At 71.5% G+C, this 18,221-nt stretch carries 18 protein-coding genes; 8 read left to right on the top strand and 10 right to left on the bottom strand.

From position 1 onward, the window contains the following. Positions 1 to 22: 22 nt before the first annotated feature. Positions 23 to 1,603: an MDR family MFS transporter gene (locus AB0E94_RS48650; protein WP_360342269.1), complete on the bottom strand. Its 1,581-nt coding sequence runs from the start codon at positions 1,601 to 1,603 to the stop codon at positions 23 to 25. A gap of 123 nt (positions 1,604 to 1,726) precedes the next feature. On the opposite strand from AB0E94_RS48650, the gene AB0E94_RS48645 reads away from it, so the two are divergent. Beyond that, entirely contained in the window at positions 1,727 to 2,308 is a 582-nt protein-coding gene (locus AB0E94_RS48645) for a TetR family transcriptional regulator (protein WP_360342267.1), read from the top strand. A gap of 91 nt (positions 2,309 to 2,399) precedes the next feature. Then, a complete protein-coding gene (locus AB0E94_RS48640) occupies positions 2,400 to 4,151 on the top strand; it encodes a copper resistance protein CopC (protein ID WP_360342264.1) in 1,752 nt (583 codons plus the stop codon). 118 nt (positions 4,152 to 4,269) lie between these two features. Here the strand turns inward: AB0E94_RS48640 and AB0E94_RS48635 are convergent, their stop codons facing one another. Beyond that, the gene (locus tag AB0E94_RS48635) at positions 4,270 to 4,653 is read right to left on the bottom strand and encodes a nuclear transport factor 2 family protein (RefSeq protein ID WP_360342261.1); all 384 of its coding nucleotides are present in this window, start codon (positions 4,651 to 4,653) and stop codon (positions 4,270 to 4,272) included. 397 nt (positions 4,654 to 5,050) lie between these two features. Then, positions 5,051 to 5,599 carry a hypothetical protein gene (locus AB0E94_RS48630; protein ID WP_360342258.1) on the bottom strand — a complete coding sequence of 183 codons (549 nt, stop codon included), beginning with the start codon at positions 5,597 to 5,599 and terminating at the stop codon, positions 5,051 to 5,053. 378 nt (positions 5,600 to 5,977) lie between these two features. On the opposite strand from AB0E94_RS48630, the gene AB0E94_RS48625 reads away from it, so the two are divergent. Further along, positions 5,978 to 6,670, top strand: coding sequence for a hypothetical protein (locus tag AB0E94_RS48625; protein WP_360342255.1), 693 nt, complete (start codon positions 5,978 to 5,980; stop codon positions 6,668 to 6,670). An 88-nt stretch (positions 6,671 to 6,758) separates the two neighbouring features. Here AB0E94_RS48625 and AB0E94_RS48620 read toward each other — a convergent pair whose 3' ends face one another. From AB0E94_RS48620 to AB0E94_RS48610, 3 genes are read right to left on the bottom strand one after another with little or no spacing between them, the layout of a single operon-like run. Continuing rightward, positions 6,759 to 8,099 carry an MFS transporter gene (locus AB0E94_RS48620; protein ID WP_360342252.1) on the bottom strand — a complete coding sequence of 447 codons (1,341 nt, stop codon included), beginning with the start codon at positions 8,097 to 8,099 and terminating at the stop codon, positions 6,759 to 6,761. Further along, entirely contained in the window at positions 8,096 to 8,974 is an 879-nt protein-coding gene (locus tag AB0E94_RS48615; RefSeq protein WP_360342249.1) for an SDR family NAD(P)-dependent oxidoreductase, read from the bottom strand. Before AB0E94_RS48615 ends, AB0E94_RS48620 begins: the two co-directional genes overlap by 4 nt. Continuing rightward, on the bottom strand, positions 8,971 to 10,224 hold the full coding sequence (locus tag AB0E94_RS48610; RefSeq protein WP_360342246.1) for an FAD-dependent oxidoreductase: 1,254 nt from the start codon (positions 10,222 to 10,224) through the stop codon (positions 8,971 to 8,973). The genes AB0E94_RS48615 and AB0E94_RS48610 overlap by 4 nt, the downstream gene beginning before the upstream one ends. A gap of 130 nt (positions 10,225 to 10,354) precedes the next feature. Here AB0E94_RS48610 and AB0E94_RS48605 point away from each other — a divergent pair, with 130 nt between their 5' ends. Next, positions 10,355 to 11,461: a helix-turn-helix domain-containing protein gene (locus tag AB0E94_RS48605; RefSeq protein ID WP_360342243.1), complete on the top strand. Its 1,107-nt coding sequence runs from the start codon at positions 10,355 to 10,357 to the stop codon at positions 11,459 to 11,461. Here the strand turns inward: AB0E94_RS48605 and AB0E94_RS48600 are convergent, their stop codons facing one another. Then, positions 11,462 to 11,908: a lamin tail domain-containing protein gene (locus AB0E94_RS48600; RefSeq protein ID WP_360342240.1), complete on the bottom strand. Its 447-nt coding sequence runs from the start codon at positions 11,906 to 11,908 to the stop codon at positions 11,462 to 11,464. Positions 11,909 to 12,041: 133 nt separating this feature from the next. Here AB0E94_RS48600 and AB0E94_RS48595 point away from each other — a divergent pair, with 133 nt between their 5' ends. Then, positions 12,042 to 13,532, top strand: a complete 1,491-nt coding sequence (locus AB0E94_RS48595; RefSeq protein WP_360342237.1) for a DHA2 family efflux MFS transporter permease subunit — start codon at positions 12,042 to 12,044, stop codon at positions 13,530 to 13,532. On the opposite strand, the gene AB0E94_RS48590 is transcribed toward AB0E94_RS48595, so the two are convergent. From AB0E94_RS48590 to AB0E94_RS48580, 3 genes are read right to left on the bottom strand one after another with little or no spacing between them, the layout of a single operon-like run. Next, on the bottom strand, positions 13,518 to 13,982 hold the full coding sequence (locus tag AB0E94_RS48590; RefSeq protein ID WP_360342234.1) for a GNAT family N-acetyltransferase: 465 nt from the start codon (positions 13,980 to 13,982) through the stop codon (positions 13,518 to 13,520). The genes AB0E94_RS48595 and AB0E94_RS48590 overlap by 15 nt on opposite strands. Positions 13,983 to 14,024: 42 nt before the next feature. After that, a complete protein-coding gene (locus AB0E94_RS48585; protein ID WP_360342231.1) occupies positions 14,025 to 14,588 on the bottom strand; it encodes an HD domain-containing protein in 564 nt (187 codons plus the stop codon). Then, positions 14,585 to 15,772, bottom strand: a complete 1,188-nt coding sequence (locus AB0E94_RS48580; protein ID WP_360342228.1) for a cytochrome P450 — start codon at positions 15,770 to 15,772, stop codon at positions 14,585 to 14,587. Before AB0E94_RS48580 ends, AB0E94_RS48585 begins: the two co-directional genes overlap by 4 nt. A gap of 305 nt (positions 15,773 to 16,077) precedes the next feature. On the opposite strand from AB0E94_RS48580, the gene AB0E94_RS48575 reads away from it, so the two are divergent. The 3 genes from AB0E94_RS48575 to AB0E94_RS48565 are packed head-to-tail and all read left to right on the top strand — an operon-like array spanning position 16,078 to position 18,217. Further along, the gene (locus AB0E94_RS48575) at positions 16,078 to 17,655 is read left to right on the top strand and encodes an AMP-binding protein (RefSeq protein WP_360342225.1); all 1,578 of its coding nucleotides are present in this window, start codon (positions 16,078 to 16,080) and stop codon (positions 17,653 to 17,655) included. Beyond that, on the top strand, positions 17,652 to 17,957 hold the full coding sequence (locus AB0E94_RS48570) for a hypothetical protein (RefSeq protein ID WP_360342222.1): 306 nt from the start codon (positions 17,652 to 17,654) through the stop codon (positions 17,955 to 17,957). Before AB0E94_RS48575 ends, AB0E94_RS48570 begins: the two co-directional genes overlap by 4 nt. Beyond that, the gene (locus AB0E94_RS48565) at positions 17,954 to 18,217 is read left to right on the top strand and encodes an acyl carrier protein (protein WP_360342219.1); all 264 of its coding nucleotides are present in this window, start codon (positions 17,954 to 17,956) and stop codon (positions 18,215 to 18,217) included. The genes AB0E94_RS48570 and AB0E94_RS48565 overlap by 4 nt, the downstream gene beginning before the upstream one ends. Positions 18,218 to 18,221: the final 4 nt, after the last annotated feature.

Here is an 18,221-nt window from a genome sequence, read left to right as displayed (position 1 = left end):
GACGGCGGTACAGCGGGGCGGGTCAGCGAACGGCGTCGACCGGCGCCGGAGCCACCGCCGCGGCCTCGGCCGGGGCCGGGGTGGCGGGCTTGCCGCCGCGCAGCGGGACGTGCCGGACGAACAGGGCGACGAAGAAGCCGAGTGCCGCCACGGCGCTGCCCCAGAGGAACAGGGTGCCGATGCCGTCGGTGACGGCCTGCTCGAAGACGCGCTGGGCGGCCTCGGGCAGCGACCGCAGCGTCGCCGGGGTCATCGAGGACGCCGCCACCGGTGCGGCGCCGGTCGCGGCCGAGTCGGCCAGCGACGCGGTGAGGTGGTGGGTGTAGATGGCGCCGAGGATGGAGACGCCCAGCGAGCCACCCATGTTGCGCAGGAACGTCGACGCGCCGGTACCGGCGCCCATGTCACGCGGTTCGAGGCTGTTCTGTGCGATCAGGGTGCTGGTCTGCATGATCGCGCCCATCCCGGCACCGAGGACCACCATGTAGAGGGCGGTGACGGTCTGCGAGGTGCCGGTGCCGACGGTGCTGAACAGGAACATGCCGAGGGCGACCAGGACCGCGCCGATGATCGGGAAGATCCGGTAGCGGCCGGTGCGGCTGATCACGATGCCGGACCCGACGCTGACCGCCATCACGGCGATCATCATGGGCATCAGCAGCAGGCCGCTGTTGGTGGCCGACGCGCCCTGGACGAACTGCTGGTACTGCGGGAGGAAACCGATCGCGCCGAACAGGGCGAACCCGGAGATGAACGCAATGCCGCCGGCGAGGGTGAAGTTACGGTTCGCGAAGACGCGCAGCGGCATGATCGGCTCGGCGGTACGCCGCTGCACCACGATGAACGCGGCGAGGCCGGCGACAGTGAGCGCGATCAGGCCGAGGATCTGCGGGGACGCCCAGTCGTATTCGGTGCCACCCCAGGTGGTGATCAGCACGAGCGCGGTGATCCACACGGTGAGCAGCGCGGTGCCGAGCCAGTCGATGCGGGCGTGGCCGGTGCCGCGGGGCAGCTTGGCCAGGGTGATCCAGCAGACGACGAGGGTGACCAGGCCAAGCGGCAGGTTGACGTAGAACGCCCAGCGCCAGTCGAGGTGGTCGGTGATGAAACCGCCGACCAGCGGGCCGCCGATCATGGCGATCGGCATGACTGCCATCATGACGCCCTGGTACTTGCTGCGGTCGCGGGGCGGGATCATCACGCCGATGATCGACAGGACGCCGACCATCAGGCCGCCGGCGCCGATGCCCTGGACGGCACGGAAGGCGACCAGCTCGGCCATGTTCTGGGCCATGCCGCACAGCACCGATCCGACAAGGAACACCGCGACCGACGAGACGAAGGTGATGCGACGCCCGTACAGGTCGCCGAGTTTGCCCCAGATCGGGGTGGCGATCGTGGTGGCCAGGATGTAGCCGGTGGTGACCCAGGCCAGGTGCTCCAGGCCGCCGAGGTCACCGACGATCGTCGGCAGCGCGGGCGCGACGATCATGTTGTCGAGTTGAGCGAGCAACATGGCGATGACCAGGCCGCTCATGGTCACCAGGATCTGGCGGTGGGTGAAACCCAAACCCGCTTTCTCCTGTACTTCAGGCTGTGACATGACGATCCTCTTCCGGGGGCGGCTGGTCGACTTCCACTTTGCTTGTCGGCCGGTTAGGTATCCGACGTTAGGGATTTGACTAGCCTTCCGTCAAGTTATCTAATGGCGAGTGGGAGGGGACACATGCCGCAACGCACTGACGGAGTCGACAACCGGCGCACCGACACCCGCGACCGGATCCTCACGGTCGCGCTGCGGTTGTTCGCGACGCAGGGCTACGCCACCACGTCGCTGCGGGAGATCGCCGACGAGCTCGGCGTCACCAAGGCCGCGCTGTACTTCCACTTCAAGACCAAGGAAGACATCCTCAACGGCATCCTGCTCGGCCACCTCGACAGCATCAACACCATGATCGACGACGCCGCCGACAGCGCCGCGACCCTGGACGGGCGCAAGGAGTTCCTGCGCCGTCTCGCGGCATATCAGGCGGCCCGCAGCGCCCACCTGGTCCGGTTGATCCGGGAGAACTTCACCGAGATCACCAACCTGCCGCTCGGCGCCGAGATCAAGAAAGGCCAGCGACGGCTGTTCGAGGCCCTCGCCGGCCCCGATGCGACCCTGAGCGACCGGATCCGCGCCCGCACCGCCTTCATCGCCGTCCAGAGCGCCGCCATGTCCGCCGAGTGGGAGGACGCCGACGAGGACGAGGTCATGGAGGCCGCACTGACCGTGGCCCTGGAGGTCCTCGACGGCGGCCGCAACTAGCGCGCCGGCCCACGGTCAGCAGAACTTCTGTCTGACGAATAAAAAGATCTCTATGGCTTGACTAAAGCCTCGGTTCTCCGAGGATGGTGCGATGGGCCTCCTCCACCGAGTCGTCCTCGCGTGCGCTGCTGCCGTCGTCGTCGTGTTCGCTGTGCCCGCGCCGGCCTCGGCCCACGGCACGCTGGGCATGTCCGTCCCGGCCAGTGGAGCGACCGTGAGCGCCCCGCTGAGCGAGGTGGAGCTGTTCTTCACCGAGAAGGTGCCGGACAACGCGTACTTCGCGATCACCGCGCCCACTGGCGGGCGCGTCGACAACGGGTGGGAGCACTCCAGTCCGCGGCCGTTGGACAAGCCGGTCACCGAGTACTTCATGGAGGGTGGCAAGTTCGAACCGCGGCAGTACACGACCGGCTTCCCGGCCCGGGTCCGGTTGGCCCACCTGCCAGTCGCCGGGGAGTACCGGATCGACTATCAGTCCCGGGCCTCAGACGGGGACAACGTGCACGGGACGGTGACCTTCCAGTACACCGGGCCGGTGACGCCGGCCCCGGCCGGATGGACGCCGCCGACCAACCAGGCTGATTCGTCGCTGATCAGCACGGCGGCGCCCGTGGCGGCCAGTTCGGCCGCGGCCCTGCCCACGGTGGCTGCGCCCGTCGAGGGCGGCGCCAACCGGCTCGGCTGGCTCGGTGGGATCGCGGCCTCCCTGGCCGCGGTGGCCGGAGTCGTCCTCTGGCGCCGCCGCGCACCCGCGGGCTCCGTCGCTCCTCGGCGCAGCACCGAGAGGGCCGCGGCAGCGAAGCGCGGCACCGCGAGAGGTAGGGCGACAGAGAACGGCACCACAAGAGGTAAGGCGACAGAAAGCAGCACCACGAGAGGTAAGGCGACAGAGAGCGGCGCCGCGAGACGTGAGGCGGCGCAGGCCGGAGCCGGGACGCCGGCTCGCGCCTCGGTACCCATGGCTCCGATAGCGTTCGGCGCCGTCGTGGTGGCCCTCATCGGCGGTTACGCGCTGGGCCGTACGACTGCCGCCGCGCAACAGCAACCCGCCGCCGTCCCGGGGCCGGTCGCTCCGGCCGCAGTGCAGGCCATGACCGGCCACCAGCACGGCGGTGGCGCCGGAGCGGCCACGGTCGAGGCGGGCGGCACCACGGTCAGCTCCGGCGGCTACACGTTGCAGCCGGTACACCGCTCCCAGCCCGCGGGCCGTGCGGTCGACTACACCTTCCGCATCGTCGGCGCCGACCGGCAGCCCGCCACCCGCTTCGCGGTCGTGCACGACAAGCCTCTGCACCTGGTCGTGGCCGGTCGTGACCTGGCCGGCTTCCAGCATCTGCATCCCACCATGTCGCCCGACGGCCTGTGGACGGTGCCGCTGGCCCTGCCCCGCGCGGGCGCCTACCGGATCTTCGCCGACTTCACCGTGGCCACCGCCGACGGCGTCACCACTCCGCTGGTGCTGGGCGTCGACCACCATGTCCCCGGCACCGCCACCGAGACCGCACTGCCCCTGGCCGCGCCCCAGGCCGAGGCCGGCCCGTTCACGGTCACGATGCTGGGCACCCCCAAGGCCGGTACGACAGTCCCGATCTCGTTCCGGGTCGCCCGCTCCGGTGCCCCCGGCACCGCCGCGCTCGAGCGCTACCTGGGCTCCTACGGCCACCTGGTCGTCCTGCGCGAGGGCGACCTGGGCTACGTCCACGTGCACCCCGACCCCGAACTGGCCGACGGCGCGATCCGCTTCAACGTCTCGGTGCCCGGGGCCGGCCGCTACCGCGCGTTCCTCGAGTTCCAGGTCGAGGGCAAGGTCAACCGGGCCGAGTTCACCCTGGATCCGACCTGACCGCCGCGGCCGCCGGGTGCCGGCCGGCCGAACCCACGGTGGGAACATCGACGCATCCAGGGCGAGGTCACCGCCGACCCGGATCACACCGACGTCGAAGCCGCAGTGGGACGGCCGCTCAGAACCGTTCGACGAGGTGTTCCCGGCCGGCCGGGGGCTCGTACGCCTCCGGCCAGAAGTCGGTGATCCGCTCGATCAGCCCGGCCTCGTCCACGTCGACCCAGACGAGGGCGTCGAGGGCCTCCTCGCCGACCCGGACATCGAGCCACAGCGCGGCGGACCGCCCGTCGGCGACCACCCGGCGGACCCGCAGATGCCAATCGCCCGGGTATTCGCGGTTGAAGCGCAGGAAGGCCGCCCGCCCACGGATCCGTTCCCGGGTCTGCGGCATCTCGTACACCACGTCGTCGGTGAGCAGCGTGGTCAGCCGGGCCCAGTCCCGCCGCTCCAGGGTGTCCACATAGGCGGTCGCCACCTGGCGGGTGTCGGCGGTCTCGTCCATGCGCGCGACGATACCGACTGGATGCCCGAAGACCGCCGGCAGCGGGCCGCGTTAGGTGGCCGAGCCTGAGCCGAACCCGGCTGACGTCCGCTCCCAGCCGGTCCGGCGTCGCTACCAGCGGGCGGCCGGGACGACCAGGTCCTCACTGGACGGGTGCCGAGTTGATCATCGAGTCGGTGAAGGTGAGTCACTCGCAGGGCTACGCCCTGAAGGCGTTGAAGATGATGCCGGTCGCGGTGGTGAACAACGCAACGGCTCCGCCCGCCCTGCCTCGGACGGCCGGGACCGTCCGAGGCAGGGCGATGCAGGAGCCCCCCCTACCACAAGGCTGTACCCCAGCCCGGTTTCCTCATCGAAGCTGTCCGGTCAACGGGTCGCGGCCGCAACCGGATGGTTGTCATCCGAGCACGTTGGCGCCGACGCCCTCGTACACGTAGCCCTGCTGGGTCGCGGACAGCACCTCACTCCAGCTCTTGGTGTGGTAGTGGTCTCCGTTCCCGCGGTGCCAGAGCCGGTAGAAGGGCACACCGGAGGCCGAGCCGGCCGGATAGACGTAGGCGGCGATGCCCTCATAGGCGTAGCCGGCTCCGGTCGTCGCCGAGATAACCTCGTCCCAGTTGGTGGTATGGAAGTGGTCGCCGTTGCCCGGCCGGTAGATCCGGTAGAACGGCACGAGACCGCTCGCGGGCGTCGAGGAGACCTTCGCCCCCACGCCCTCGTACGTGTAGCCGAGGGCGGTGACCGCCCGGACGACTTCCGCATTGTCGGCCGTATGGAAGTGGTCGCCGCCGGTGCGCTTGTAGATCCGGTAGAAGTCGGTGACGGTTGCCGTGGTGGTGGCGGCGCTGGCCGGGGCCACCGCACCGGTCAACGCGATCACTACGGCGATCAGCAGTACGGCGTACCGGCTCAGTAGCCGGCCTTTCGACAGGTTCTGGATCAACATGGCCACCCTCTCTGCGTTCAACCACGGCCGGTGCCGGACCGGCCCGAACGAATTGACAGTGTTCTCTGTCTTTCGGGTCGGTGGCGGCAGGAATGGACAGCGCTGGACGCGATGGGTCATACCAGTCGACAGCGCCCCACCGGCGCCGGAGACCGCCTCGGCCAGCAGTCTCGCATTCACCGTCAGAGCATCTAGCCAACCCTTTTCCGGTACGCCCGGACCGGTCCCGTGACCGGCGGCGGCATCGAGTGGCGTGTATGCCGAAGTCCAACGGTGTCCACTCTGCGCACAGGCAGGGCCGTCGCGGCGGCAGGATGACAGCCCGTCACTCCAGATTCGCCCCCGGTGAGCCGTCCCCGGGATCGGAAAGGATCCACCATGACATCTGTTCGCCGTCGTTTGCGCACGCTGGGCAGCCAGGCCGGCTCGGCCGCACTGGCCACGGGACTCGCACTCGCCATTGCGGGCCCCGCATCCGCCGCCACCGTGGGCCCGGTCAGCAACACCTTCGTGGGCGTGTCCGCACCGTCGGTGAGCCAGACACAGGCACGAGACGACGCCACCCGCACGGCGTACACGAACGCCGGGCTCACCTGGAACACCGCGAACTGCCGGGTGACCCAGGCAGACGTCCTCGCCTACCAGATCCACGGCCTGCCGCAGTACCAGTACACGGTGCGGGTCACCTGCACCGGCGAACCCCTCCGGATGCCCGATACCCTGGACCTCGTCCGCTACCTCAGCGACGGGGAACATCTCAGCACCACCTGGGGAGCCTTCGGCTACCAGCGCGAAGGCAGCCTCGGCCGCCTGTACGGCACGCAGCAGCCGGGCACGATCGCGTTGTACCAGTGCGCCAGCGGTGCACGCGACACGTTCACCTCCCCCCGCGTCGACTGCGAGGGACAGCGGTACGGCACCCGCCTGGGCTACATCTTCCAGCAACCGCCGGCGGGCGTGGCCACCAAACGCCTGTACCGGTGCCTGATCGGGGGCGAGCACTTCGACTCCACCGACCCCGGCTGTGAGGGCCAGCGCACCGAAGGCCTGCTCGGCTACACACTGGCGTGAAACAGTCGCCGGGCGACGGCCGCGCTACCGTCGCCCGGCGGCTTGGACCATCCGGGCCGAGACGCCCGCCGAGCGAAAGCGATGTGCCTCAGCCGGCGGCGGAGGATGGCAGGTCGGCGGCCGCGGGCGACGCGCCGGGGCGGTCGAGGGTCCAGCGGAGCTGGAAGAACAGAGCGACAGCCATCAACACCGCCGGCACCACCGTGAATCCGAGCAGCAGAGCGGTATGAGCCGACGACGACTGGGTGACGGTGTGCCCCTCGGTGGTGGCGACGAACCCGCCCAGCGCCAGCACCGCCGAGTACAGGTAGGGCCCGATCGCGGTTCCGGTGGCTTCGGTGGCGGTCCACACGCCCGTGTAGGCGCCCGCCCGGGTGGTGTCCTGAACCGCGGCGGCGGCGACCGCGTCCGGGACCATCGAGAACGCGAACAGCTGCAACCCGGCGAACGCGATGCCGAGCGCGACCACCACGACCACCGCCGGCGCCAGGCCGTAGCCGGACAGCGGCGCCAGCGACCCGGCGACGAACACCGCTTGAGAGATGAGCAGCCCACGCTGTTTGCCGATGCGGCGTGACACCCGGGCCCACACCGGCCCGGCGATCACCGCCGGCCCCAGGAACGCGCCCATGAACACGGCCGTGAGCTTGGTGTCGTCGAAGACGTACTCGGTGTAGAACGGCAGCGCGGCCAGGAACAGGTGGGTGGTGGTTCCGGTGAACAGGTAGGACAGCACGAGCGCCCGGAAGTCTCGGTCCCGCCAGGCGGCGGCGACGTCGGCCCGGGTGGAGTGCGATTCGGCGGGGGCGCGGAACCCGGCGTGGGCGGTGAGCCGGCGTACCCCGGTGATGGCGACCAGCCCGGACACGACCATGACCACGGACAGCAGCACCGCCATCCGCGCATAGTCGCCCCGGCCACCGGCGGCGACCAGGGCGGGCGCGGCCACCCCGGCCCCGAGCAGCCCCAACGTGAGGAACAGCATCCGGAACATGAAGACCCGGGTGCGTTCGTGATAGCCGACCCGCAGATCGGACGGGGTGGTCAGGTACGGCACCTGGAAGCACGCGAACAGCAGGTTCCCGGCGATGAACCAGCCGCCTACCCAGAGCGCCGCCGCCGCGCCGGTCAGCCCGTCCGGCACGGAGAACATCCCGGCCATCGCCACGGCGAGAAGCAGTCCGGCCCGCAACATGCCGATCCGGTTGCCGGTCCGCCGGGCGTCCCGGTCAGAGCGGCTGCCCAGGTACGGGTGAACGACCACATCAATGATCTTGGGCAGCAGGAGGGTGAGCCCGGCCAGCGCCGGCGCAACCCCGAGCGTGTGGGTCAGGAAGTAGAGAAGCAGCAGCCCGGGTACCGTCACCCAGACGCCCATCCCGACCGACCCGGTGGCGTACCGGAGCAGGTCACCACGGCGGACGTTCACCCGGCACCGCCGTGGCGGGAGGCGGGCGAGGCGACGCCGGGGGAAGCGGGTGGAGCGCCCCCGTGGCGGGCGACGACTCCGGCGGCGAGCGAGGCGTCCCCGAACGCCCCGGCCCGGACCCGCCCGGCGAGGGTTCGGGCCACGATCCGGTCGGTGAGCCAGGGAAGGTGCCGGGCCAGGAAGAACTCGACGGCCCCACGCCGGGTGGTGGGCAGATCCCGGCGCGCCCGGCGGCTGAGCGCGGCCCGCAACACGGTGTCGACCACCCCGTCGAGCGGCTCGTACCGGCTCATCCCCTCGAGGGAGAGCCCCGCCTCGGCCGTGGAGTCGTGGATCGGACTGCGGACCGCCGACGGGTACACGCAGGTCACCCCGACGTGGGTGCCGATCTCGAGGCGGAGCGCGTCGGCGTACGCCACCAAGGCCCTTTTGGAAGCGCCGTAGGCCGCCGCCAGGGGAAGCTGCATGACCGCCATCCGCGAGGTCAGCATCACGATCCGCCCGCGGGAGGCGACCAGCGGGTCCACGCAGGCGGCGGTGACCCGCCAGGTGCCCAGCAGGTTGATGTCGAGCTGGCGGCGGACCTCGGCGCCGGGTGGCAGCTCGGCCGGGGCGGGCCCGCCCACTCCGGCGTTGTTGATCAGCAGGTCGAGCCCGCCGAGCAGCTCGATCGCCTCGGCGACGGCGGCGCGGACCGCGTCGTCGTCGGTGATGTCGCAGGGCAGGACCTCGACCGGGTCGTTGACGCGGGGCGCGCGGTCGAGGCCGACGACGCGGGCGCCGAGGCCGTCCAGGCGGGCGCTGATCGCCCGGCCGAACGTCCCGGACGCGCCGGTGACCAGGACACGCATTCCGCGGGGGTCGCGGGCGCTCATCGGTGTGCTCCTCGGGCGATCTCGCGGGTGAGTTCGGCGACGTAGCTGTCGAAGTCGACGCGCATGTGTGGTCGCGCGTCGGGGCCCCAGCGGGCGACGGCGGCGCGCAGGGCGCGGTCGGTGGCGCGACGCCGGGCGTCGGCCGGGGGCAGGGCATGAACCCCGGCGTGGTACGCGGCGACCAGCTTGGCCTGCGCCTCGACGACCGGGAAGGCGGCGCCGGTGGACTGCATCAGCCCGACGAACGCCAGCGACGGGTCGTCGAGGTGGAAGACCCTCCGGTAGAGCGGCAGGCTTTCCGGTTCCGGGCCGAGCCAGTCCGGGGACAGGAACGGGATGTGTACGCGGTACCCGGTCGCCCACACGATGACGTCGACGGCGTCGACCGTCCCGTCGGTGAACACGACCTTCGCCCCGTCGAGACGGTCGATGCCGGGACGCGGGACGACCTCACCGTGGGTGATCCGGTGCAGGATGGTGTCGCTGACGGTCGGATGGTTCTGGAACAGGCCACCCTTGGGCGCCGGTAGCCCGTACCGCTGCGGGGGTCCGACCGCGACCCGCAGCAACGTCTCGGCGATCGCCTGCCGCAACCGCCAGGGAAGGCCCGCGATGGCGCCGCCGGTGGCGTCCGCCGGGCGCCCGAACAGGTATTTCGGCACGATGTGGACGCCGTGCCGGGCGGAGAGCAGGACCGGCCCGCGGGCGGTGTGCGAGGCGTCGACGGCGATGTCCATGGCCGAGTTGCCCATCCCGACGACCAGCACCCGCCGGTCCCGGAAGATCTCCGGGGTGCGGTAGTCGTGGGCGTGCATCTGCACGCCGTCGAACGTGCCCGGATAGCCGGGCGACGGCAGGCGCGGCGACCAGTTGTGGCCGTTGGCGACGACCACCGCGTCGAACCGTTCGGTGCCGCCGTCCTCGGTGGTGACCGTCCAGCCAGGCTCGACCCGGGTGACGTTCTGGCCGAACCGGATTTGCCGATCGAGCCCGAACCGGCCCGCGTAGTCGGCGAGGTATCCGGCGACCCGCGAGGCCGACGGGTAGTCGGGCCAGTCGGCGGGCATCGGGAAGTCGGCGAACTCGGTGCGGCCCTTGCTGGTGTTGAGGTGCAGGGAGGCGTACGTGTCGGTCCACAGGCCACCCGGCCGGTCCCCGCGTTCGTAGCCGACCGGGTCGCAACCGGCGTCGAGCAGGGCCTTGACCGTGGCCAGGCCGGCCGCTCCGGCGCCGATCACGGCGACACGCATCGAACTTCTCCTACCGACGTTGTAGCGCTGGCCAAACCGTAGGCGCTGGCCGCCGGCCGGAACATGGCGTGCGCCACGCCGTTTCACGTTGTGGTTGTGGGCCACCACAACGACACGGCAGCATGGCGGGATGAGCGATCGGGACGACTGGACGGCCATGATCGACCTCATCGAGCGGGTGATGGGCGACGAGGACCTGCTGCCGTCGGTGATCTCCGGGGTCCGCGCGACCGTGCGGGAGGTGTCGGTGCTGCCGCCGTCGGACATCGCCGGGCACACCCGGGCGCTGCTCACCGCGGCCACCCGGGCGCTGGCCGACCGGCGCGGCCCGACCGAGGCCGAGTTGTCGTTCGTGGAGGAGCTGGGCGTCACCCGGGCCCGGCAGGGTGTGCCGATCGAGGCGGTTCTCGGCGCCATCCACGTCGCCGAGCGCGCGATCTGGGCGCGGGCCCGCGAGGTGGGCCGGTCCGAGGGGGTCAGCGCCGAGCGGCTGCTGGATGCCCGGGAGCTGTACGACGACTGGGCCGACGCGGTCCGCGGCCGGCTGATCTCGGCGCACCGGGCCACGAAGGCGCTGGCCGATCCCCGGCCCGGCAACCGGGACGCGGCGATCCTGCGGCGGCTGTTGCAGGGCGGTTCGGCGGCGGCGCTGGCGGTCGCCGAGGCCGGGCTGCCCGCCGGCGACGGCCTGTGGGTGCTGGTGGCCCGGCCCGGGTTCGAGGAGCGGGTGCTGCGCGACCAGCCGCCGGTGGTGTGCGCCGTCGTCGACGACCTGTTCGTCGGGGTGCTGTCCCGGGCGCCGTCGCTGCGGGAGGCAACCGCCGGGCTGGCCGGGCCGGCCGCACCGGACAAGATGGCGCCGATGCGGCGTCTCGCGCTGGCCGCCCTGGTCACCGCCGAGCAGACCGGCCAGACCGGCGCCGTGCACATCGCCGGCGTGGCGTGGCAGGCGGCGCTCACCGCCCGCGCCGATCTGGCGGCCGCGCTGCTCGACCGGCACCGCCGCGCGTGGACCGGCCTGGGCCCGAACGCCGAGCCGGTCGCGCACGCCGTGCTGGCCTGGCTGGAGGCCGACCGCGACGTCACCGTCGCGGGCGGCCGGCTGTTCGTGCACCCGAACACGGTGCGCAACCGGGTCCGCCGGTTCACCGAGGTGACCGGCATCGACCCGGCCGGCACGTTCGGCGCGGTCAACGCCTGGTGGCTGTGCCGCACCTGGCTCAGCGAATCGGCCTGATCAGCAGGCGACGCGGGTCCGCCCCGACTTCTGCTTCCAGGCGCACGTGTCGTGGGTCCTGCCGGCCTTCGTCTTGAGGACCGCGGTGTCGCCGGTGTTGTTCCAGACGTAGTTGCCGCGTCCCCAGTAGAGGTGCCGGGCGGTGTTGGTGCCCTTGCCGGTGTGCAGGTAGAGCACACCGCCCTTGCCGGCGATCGTGACGTTGCCGATGGTGTAGGTCGCGCTCTTGTCGACGATCTTCCACCCGTTCAGGTTCACCGCGGTGCTGCCGGTGTTGACCAGGGCGATCCACTCCTGGTTGAGGCTGGTGTTGGACCGGGTGTCCTTGCCTGGGGAGTCGTACTGGGTCGAGTGGAACCGCAGCGTGGGGGTCGCGGCCGCGGCCGGCGCGGCGGTGAGCGCGAGACCGGCGGCGGTGACGGTCAGGGCGGCGAGCAGTTTACGCACGGGTGAGCCTCCTCCAGGAGTCGACGATGATCACGGAATCATGCCGTGCCGGTCACCGCACGTGTCGGCCGACGCCCGGTCGGTTGGTCAGCCGGTCCACGCTGCCCGAACGACGATGTGCGAGGCTCTTCGGATGACCTCTTCCGGGCGTCTGGAATACCGGTCGGCGGCCGGCCGGTGGGTGCTGCTGGCCACCGTGCTCGGCTCCAGCCTGGCGTTCATCGACGCGACAGTCGTCAACATCGCGCTGTCCGAGATCGGGCGGGAATTCGGCGCGGACAGCGCCGGCCTGCAATGGACGGTCAACGGATACGCGCTGAGTCTCGCCTCGCTGGTGCTGCTCGGTGGTTCGCTGAGTGACCGGTTCGGGCGACGGCGGGTGTTCCTCGGCGGGGTCGCCTGGTTCGCCACCGCCTCCCTGCTGTGCGGCCTCGCACCGACCATCGAGCTGCTGATCGCGGCCCGGATCCTGCAGGGCATCGGCGGGGCGCTGCTCACCCCGGGCGCGCTGGCGATCCTGGAGTCGTCGTTCACCCCCGACGACCGGGCGAAGGCGATCGGCGCCTGGTCCGGGCTCGGCGGCATCGGTGGCGCGCTCGGCCCGTTCCTCGGCGGCTGGCTCGTGCAGAGCGGCAGCTGGCGGCTGATCTTCCTGATCAACGTGCCGATCGCGGCGATCGTGCTGTGGGTGGCCGCCCGGCACGTGCCCGAGTCGAGAAACCCGTCGGCGGCCCGATCGCTGGACGTCGCCGGGCTGCTCACCGGGGCGGCCGGGCTGGGCGGGCTCACCTACGGTTTCACCGCCTGGCCGGAACACGGTCCGGGCCACCCGATCGTGCTCGTGTCGCTGGCCGTCGGGGTGGCCGGGATGGTCACGTTCGTGCTGGTCGAGCGGCGTTCGCCGCACCCGATGCTGCCGCTGCGGATCTTCCGGTCCCGGGCGTTCAGCGGAGCCAACCTGGTGACCTTCCTGGTGTACGCGGCCAACGGCGGCGTGTTCCTGCTGGTCGTGGTGAACCTGCAGGTGGTGGCCGGGTTCCCGCCGCTGGCCAGCGGGGTGGCGCTGCTGCCGGTGACGGTCCTGATGCTGGTGCTGTCGGCGCGGGCGGGCGCACTCGGGCAGCGGATCGGCCCACGGATCCCGATGACCGCCGGCCCGCTGGTGTGCGCGGCGGCGCTGGCCTGGCTGTCCCGGATCGGGGCGGACGCCGCCTACCTGACCGACGTGCTGCCGCCGGTGATCCTGTTCGGGCTGGGGTTGTGCCTGCTGGTGGCGCCGTTGACGGCGACCGCGCTGGGGGCGCTCGACGACTCGTACGCCGGCATCGCCTCCGGGGTGAACAACGCGGTGGCCCGGGCGGCGAGCCTGCTCGCGGTGGCGGTGCTGCCACTGGCCGCCGGGCTGGGCGCGGGCAGCCTCACCGACCCGGCCGTGCTGGCCCCGGTCTACCGCCACGCGATGCTGGTGTGCGCGGCGCTGATGGCGAGCGGCGGCGTGCTGGCCTGGTTCCTGATCCCGGACCGCCTGACCGCCCACACCCCGGTGAAGACGTTCTGCGACCCGTGCAGCCCACCCGTCCACCCGGCGGACAGCGGCGACGGCGGCCGATCAGATGCTCGGTAGGCCCGCGGCCCGCGCGCCGGGCAGCGGCCGGACGAACCGGCGGGACGTCTCGCGGCTGTCGGTGAACCCGAGGCTCTCGTAGAACAGGTGCGCCGACTCGCGGTGGTTGCTGCTGTTGACCTCGACGTACAGGCAGCCGGCGGCGCGGGCCCGTTCCTCGGCGGCCAGAATCAGCATCCGCCCGACCCCTCGGCCACGGACCGCCTCGTCGACCACCAGCGCGGCCAGCCGCCCGAACTTGCCGGTCACCTCCAGCAGCGGGGTGATGTGCAGGGCCGCCATGCCGACCAGGGTGCCGTCGTCGTCGGCGCCGAGCAGGGCGCCGGCCCGGTCGCCCAGCCAGTAGTCGAGGCGCTGACGGACCTCCCGCTCGCCCGACGGAAAGCCGAGCTGGTCGAGCAGGACGGCGAGACGGGCCGCGTCGCCGTGGTGGATCGGCCGGATGTGCATCCCCAGACCATATGTCTCCGCAGATCACCGCCGCCCAGCACGTCAGCCGCCGCTCACGGTTCGGGGCCACCAGTCGTCCGGGTCGGTGGCTCGGATCTCGGCCAGCAGCGCGCGCCCCGCCGCTGTCGTCACCGCGGCCGCCAGGTAGTCCTCCCAGCGCGCGAGCAGGTCAGGACGATCCGACAGGCTCTCGCGGACGTGCAGGAGCGAGTCCAGCGTGTCGGCGTCGCGGGCCAGCCGGGCCTCCTCGGTGTCCTGGTCGAGCCACTGGCCGGCCCGGGAGCGGATCAGGTCGCGGACCGCCGGCGGCAGATTCTCGGTCTGGTCGGAGATCACCCGGCGGAACGGTTTCGGCTCGTCCAGGTAGCGGCGGGTCAGGTGGTGCATGTCGCCGAGCCGGGCCTCCGGCAGGTCGTGCAGCAGCGCCAGGGTGGCCGTCCGGTCCGGGTCGGCGCCGGCCATAGCGGCCAGCGCCATGGCGATCACCGCGGTGCGGAACGAATGGTCCGCGACCGACTCACGGTTCGGGAGGCGGGCGAGAGCCCATCCGGTACGCGCGGTCCGCTTGAGCGCGCCCACCTCGTACAGGAAATCGGCGGTGGTCATCCGGTGGTGACCGGCAGCTCGGCGTAGCCGCGCAGGACGAGCCGGTCCCGCAGCCGGGCCTCGCCGGTCTGGGCGAGCCGCGGCAGCATGGTGAGCAGCAGCGGGAACGCGACCTGCGCCTCCAGCCGGGCCAGCGGCGCGCCGAGGCAGTAGTGGGCGCCGCCGCCGAAGGAGACGGGCTGGATGTTGGGCCGGTCCGGGTCGAAGCGGTGCGGGTCGGGGTAGCGCTCCGGGTCGTGGTTGGCCGAACCGAGCAGCAGGTTGAGGTCGGCGCCGGCCGCGAGGTGCAGCCCGTCGCCGAGGTCGAGGGGTTCGGAGGCGTAGCGGGCGGCCATCTGGACCGGCGAGTCCCAGCGCAGGATCTCCTCGACGAAGGCCGGCGCGAGCTCCGGGTCGGCGCGTAGCCGGGCGGCCTGCGCGGGCTGGTCGAGCAGCAGTTTCAGGCCGGTGCCGAGCAGGTTGGTGGTGGTCTCGAACCCGGCGACGAGCATCAGCACCAGGTTGGCGAGCAGTTCCTGGCCGGTGAGCCCGGATCCGGCGGCGGCGAGCGCGCTGGTCAGGTCTTCGCGGGGCGCCTTCTGGCGTTCGGCGATCAGGCCGATGAAGTAGTCCTCGAGCTCGCGTCCGGCGGCGTCGGCCCGGTTCATCTCCTCTTCGGTGCTGATCGGTTCGAGGACCACGGTGAGGTCGGCGGCCTGTTCCCGGAACCAGTTGCGGTCGGTGTCCGGCACGCCGAGCAGCGCGCAGATCACCGCGATCGGCAGCGGGTACGCGAACGCGCTGACGAAGTCGGCCCGCTCCGGCATCGACTTGATCAGGTCGGTGGCCTGTTCGGTGATCATGTCGCGCATCGCGGCGACGCGGCGGGCGGTGAACGTGGCGGCGGCGGCCCGGCGCAGGCGGGTGTGGTCGGGCGGGTTGGTCAGCAGCATCGACTGGACGATCGAGGCGACTCCCCGGTTGTCCCGCCAGTCGGGCCAGAACGAGTCGTAGACGGCGGCGTCGGCGACCCGGACGCTCGGGTCGCGCAGCAGGCGGCTGGTCAGCGCGTGGGTGGTGACGAACCAGCGCCCGTCGAGGGCGGAGAAGATCGGCGCGTGTTCCCGGAGCACGTCGTACGCGGGGTACGGATTACGGCGGCCCTCGGGTGTGAACAGTGATCCCAGCGCGGTCTCGAAGTCCATCAGCCAACTCAACCACACGGAGTCCGCCGCCCCGGCGCGCGACCCGAGATCATTTACCGTGATCAACACATAATGCCTGGTCGAGCACCGTTTATTTCGGCCTTGTAAGCAATAGGTTACTGATATAGAGTCGTCGATGGTCGGCCTTCGGCGATGATGCCGGACAACTGTTGAGCCGACAGGGATACGGTGTTTCTCGCACCGCCCCGCATCGGTGAGCACGGGGCCACCATGCGCGCAGACAGATCCTGCCGCGGCGCCTGCTTGCACCCACCGCACGCAGGCAACGGCAGACGGGGATTGCTGTGTCTCACGGGCGATCTTTCGCGTATCTTCTGCGCGAGCTCTCCGTTCCGGACCGAGGATTCACATTCCTCAGCGGAAATGAAAGAACGTCTTATTCGTACGCGGACGTCAACCGTATTACCGCAGATCTGGCGACCCGCTGGGCAGGCCTCGGAATACGACCCGGCGATCGGGTGGCGCTCCTGCTCAACGACGAGTCCGAATTCGTCCTCACCATTCTCGCGGCACTCCGGGCCGCAGTGGTGGCGGTGCCCTACCCGGCGCCCGGGCCGGGCAGCCGGCGCGGGCCGTACGCGGAAGGGCTGCGCCGGGTCTGCGCCACCGCCGGGGCCGGGCTGTGCCTGGCCGGGCCGGCTGTCGCGCAGATCCTGGCCGAGGCGGAGCTGCCGGTCCGGCTGGCCACGTTCGCCGACCTGACCACCGCCGAGCCGGGCCCGCACGCCGATCCCGGTCCGGACGATCCGGCGTTCCTCCAGTTCACCAGCGGCAGCACCGGCCATCCGAAGGGTGTCGTGGTGAGCCACCGCGCCCTCGTCGCGCACAGCCTGGCCATGATCGAGGCGATCGGCCTGCACGGCGACCGGGACCGCGGGGTGAGCTGGCTGCCGCTGTACCACGACATGGGACTGATCGGGAAAGTCTTCGTGGCGGTCGCCTCGCAGGTGCCGGTCTGGTTCCTGTCGCCGCAGCGGTTCGTCCGTGACCCGGCCGGTTTCCTGCGCCTGCTGTCCGAGGTGCGCGGCACGATCGCGTACGCGCCGAACTTCGCCTACGCGATGCTGGCCCAGCGGGCGTCGCCCGAGGTGCTGGACGGGCTCGACCTGTCCGCGTGGCGGGTGGCCGGGTGCGGCGCCGAGCCGGTCCGGGCCGGCACACTGCGGGCGTTCGCCCGGGCCTACGCCCCGGCCGGCTTCCGGGCGTCCCAGCTCACGCCCTGCTACGGGCTGGCCGAGGCGACCCTGGCGGTCACCACGAGACGGCCCGGCGAGGGCCTGCGGACACTACGCGTGGACGATCTGGAGCTGGCGTCGACCGGCCGCCCGATGCCGGGCACCGAGGTCCGGATCGTCGACGACGAGATCGTGGTCCGCTGCGGTCACCTGGCCAGCGGGTACCACGGCGACCCGGAGGCCACCGCGGCCACCTGGCGCGACGGCTGGCTGCACACCGGGGACACCGGTTTCCTCGACGACGGCGAGCTGTTCGTCACCGGCCGGGTCAAGGACCTGATCATCGTGAACGGCCGCAACTACCACCCGCACGACATCGAGGACGCCGTCGAACGTGTCGACGGGGTCCGGCCGGGCGGGGTCGCCGCGTTCGCCGCCGCCGGTGAGCACTCCGAGGCCGTACACGTGCTGGTCGAGGCCGTGCGTTATCCGGCCATGACCGACCTGCCGGACCGGGTCGCCGAGGCGGTCCGGTCCCGGTTCTCGCTGCCGGTGCACGGCGTCACCGTGGTCCGCCGCGGGGCCGTGCCGAAGACCAGCTCCGGCAAGGTCCGCCGCCGGCTGGCCGCCCATCTCTACCGCAGCGGCGCCCTCGCCGCCCACACCACCGGGGAGGACCCGTCGTGACCAGTGCCGGACCGGTGATCGGCCAGCCGTACACCATCCAGGACGGCGACACGATCACCGAGATCGCCTTCGTCGCGTACGGCGACGCGCGCCGCTACCTGGAACTGGTCGCCCACAACAGCGGTGTCGCCGGGTTCAACCCGGCCCGGCTGACCCCGGGCCTGGTCATCGACGTGCCCGAACCCGACTATCTCCCGCTGCCCGGCGGCATCGGCGGCTTCCGGGCCAGCGCCGGCCGCTCGTTCAATCTCCGCGTCACCCCCGTGCAGAACACCACCGACCCGAGCGAGGCGACCCGATGACCGACACCACCACGCTTGAGGAGCCGTTCCTCACCATCCAGCGCATCATCGCCCAGGTCGCCAAGACGTCGCCGGAGGCAGTGGTGCTGGCGAACCCGGTCACCGGGCTCACCAACGTCGACTCGATCGTGATGCTGGAGATCGTCGCCCGGGTCGAGCTGGAGCTCGGCATCGAGATCGACGAGGAGCAGCTGTTCGCCATCAGCACCGTCGGTGACTTCGTGGACGTGTGCCGCGAACTGACCGCCGCCCGCGCCTGAAGGA

The sequence above is a fragment of the Actinoplanes sp. NPDC026670 genome (genome assembly GCF_040638175.1).
Lineage (GTDB): Bacteria > Actinomycetota > Actinomycetes > Mycobacteriales > Micromonosporaceae > Actinoplanes.
This window is presented reverse-complemented; position numbering and strand designations above follow the sequence as displayed.

Excerpts from the sequence above, each read along its gene's own strand:
- AB0E94_RS48630 (WP_360342258.1), bottom strand. The coding sequence starts at position 5,599 with ATGTTGATCCAGAACCTGTCGAAAGGCCGGCTACTGAGCCGGTACGCC.
- AB0E94_RS48585 (WP_360342231.1), bottom strand. The coding sequence starts at position 14,588 with ATGACCACCGCCGATTTCCTGTACGAGGTGGGCGCGCTCAAGCGGACC.
- AB0E94_RS48580 (WP_360342228.1), bottom strand. The coding sequence starts at position 15,772 with ATGGACTTCGAGACCGCGCTGGGATCACTGTTCACACCCGAGGGCCGC.
- AB0E94_RS48610 (WP_360342246.1), bottom strand. The coding sequence starts at position 10,224 with ATGCGTGTCGCCGTGATCGGCGCCGGAGCGGCCGGCCTGGCCACGGTC.
- AB0E94_RS48590 (WP_360342234.1), bottom strand. The coding sequence starts at position 13,982 with ATGCACATCCGGCCGATCCACCACGGCGACGCGGCCCGTCTCGCCGTC.
- AB0E94_RS48625 (WP_360342255.1), top strand. The coding sequence starts at position 5,978 with ATGACATCTGTTCGCCGTCGTTTGCGCACGCTGGGCAGCCAGGCCGGC.
- AB0E94_RS48640 (WP_360342264.1), top strand. The coding sequence starts at position 2,400 with ATGGGCCTCCTCCACCGAGTCGTCCTCGCGTGCGCTGCTGCCGTCGTC.
- AB0E94_RS48565 (WP_360342219.1), top strand. The coding sequence starts at position 17,954 with ATGACCGACACCACCACGCTTGAGGAGCCGTTCCTCACCATCCAGCGC.
- AB0E94_RS48635 (WP_360342261.1), bottom strand. The coding sequence starts at position 4,653 with ATGGACGAGACCGCCGACACCCGCCAGGTGGCGACCGCCTATGTGGAC.
- AB0E94_RS48615 (WP_360342249.1), bottom strand. The coding sequence starts at position 8,974 with ATGAGCGCCCGCGACCCCCGCGGAATGCGTGTCCTGGTCACCGGCGCG.
- AB0E94_RS48595 (WP_360342237.1), top strand. The coding sequence starts at position 12,042 with ATGACCTCTTCCGGGCGTCTGGAATACCGGTCGGCGGCCGGCCGGTGG.
- AB0E94_RS48605 (WP_360342243.1), top strand. The coding sequence starts at position 10,355 with ATGAGCGATCGGGACGACTGGACGGCCATGATCGACCTCATCGAGCGG.
- AB0E94_RS48650 (WP_360342269.1), bottom strand. The coding sequence starts at position 1,603 with ATGTCACAGCCTGAAGTACAGGAGAAAGCGGGTTTGGGTTTCACCCAC.
- AB0E94_RS48645 (WP_360342267.1), top strand. The coding sequence starts at position 1,727 with ATGCCGCAACGCACTGACGGAGTCGACAACCGGCGCACCGACACCCGC.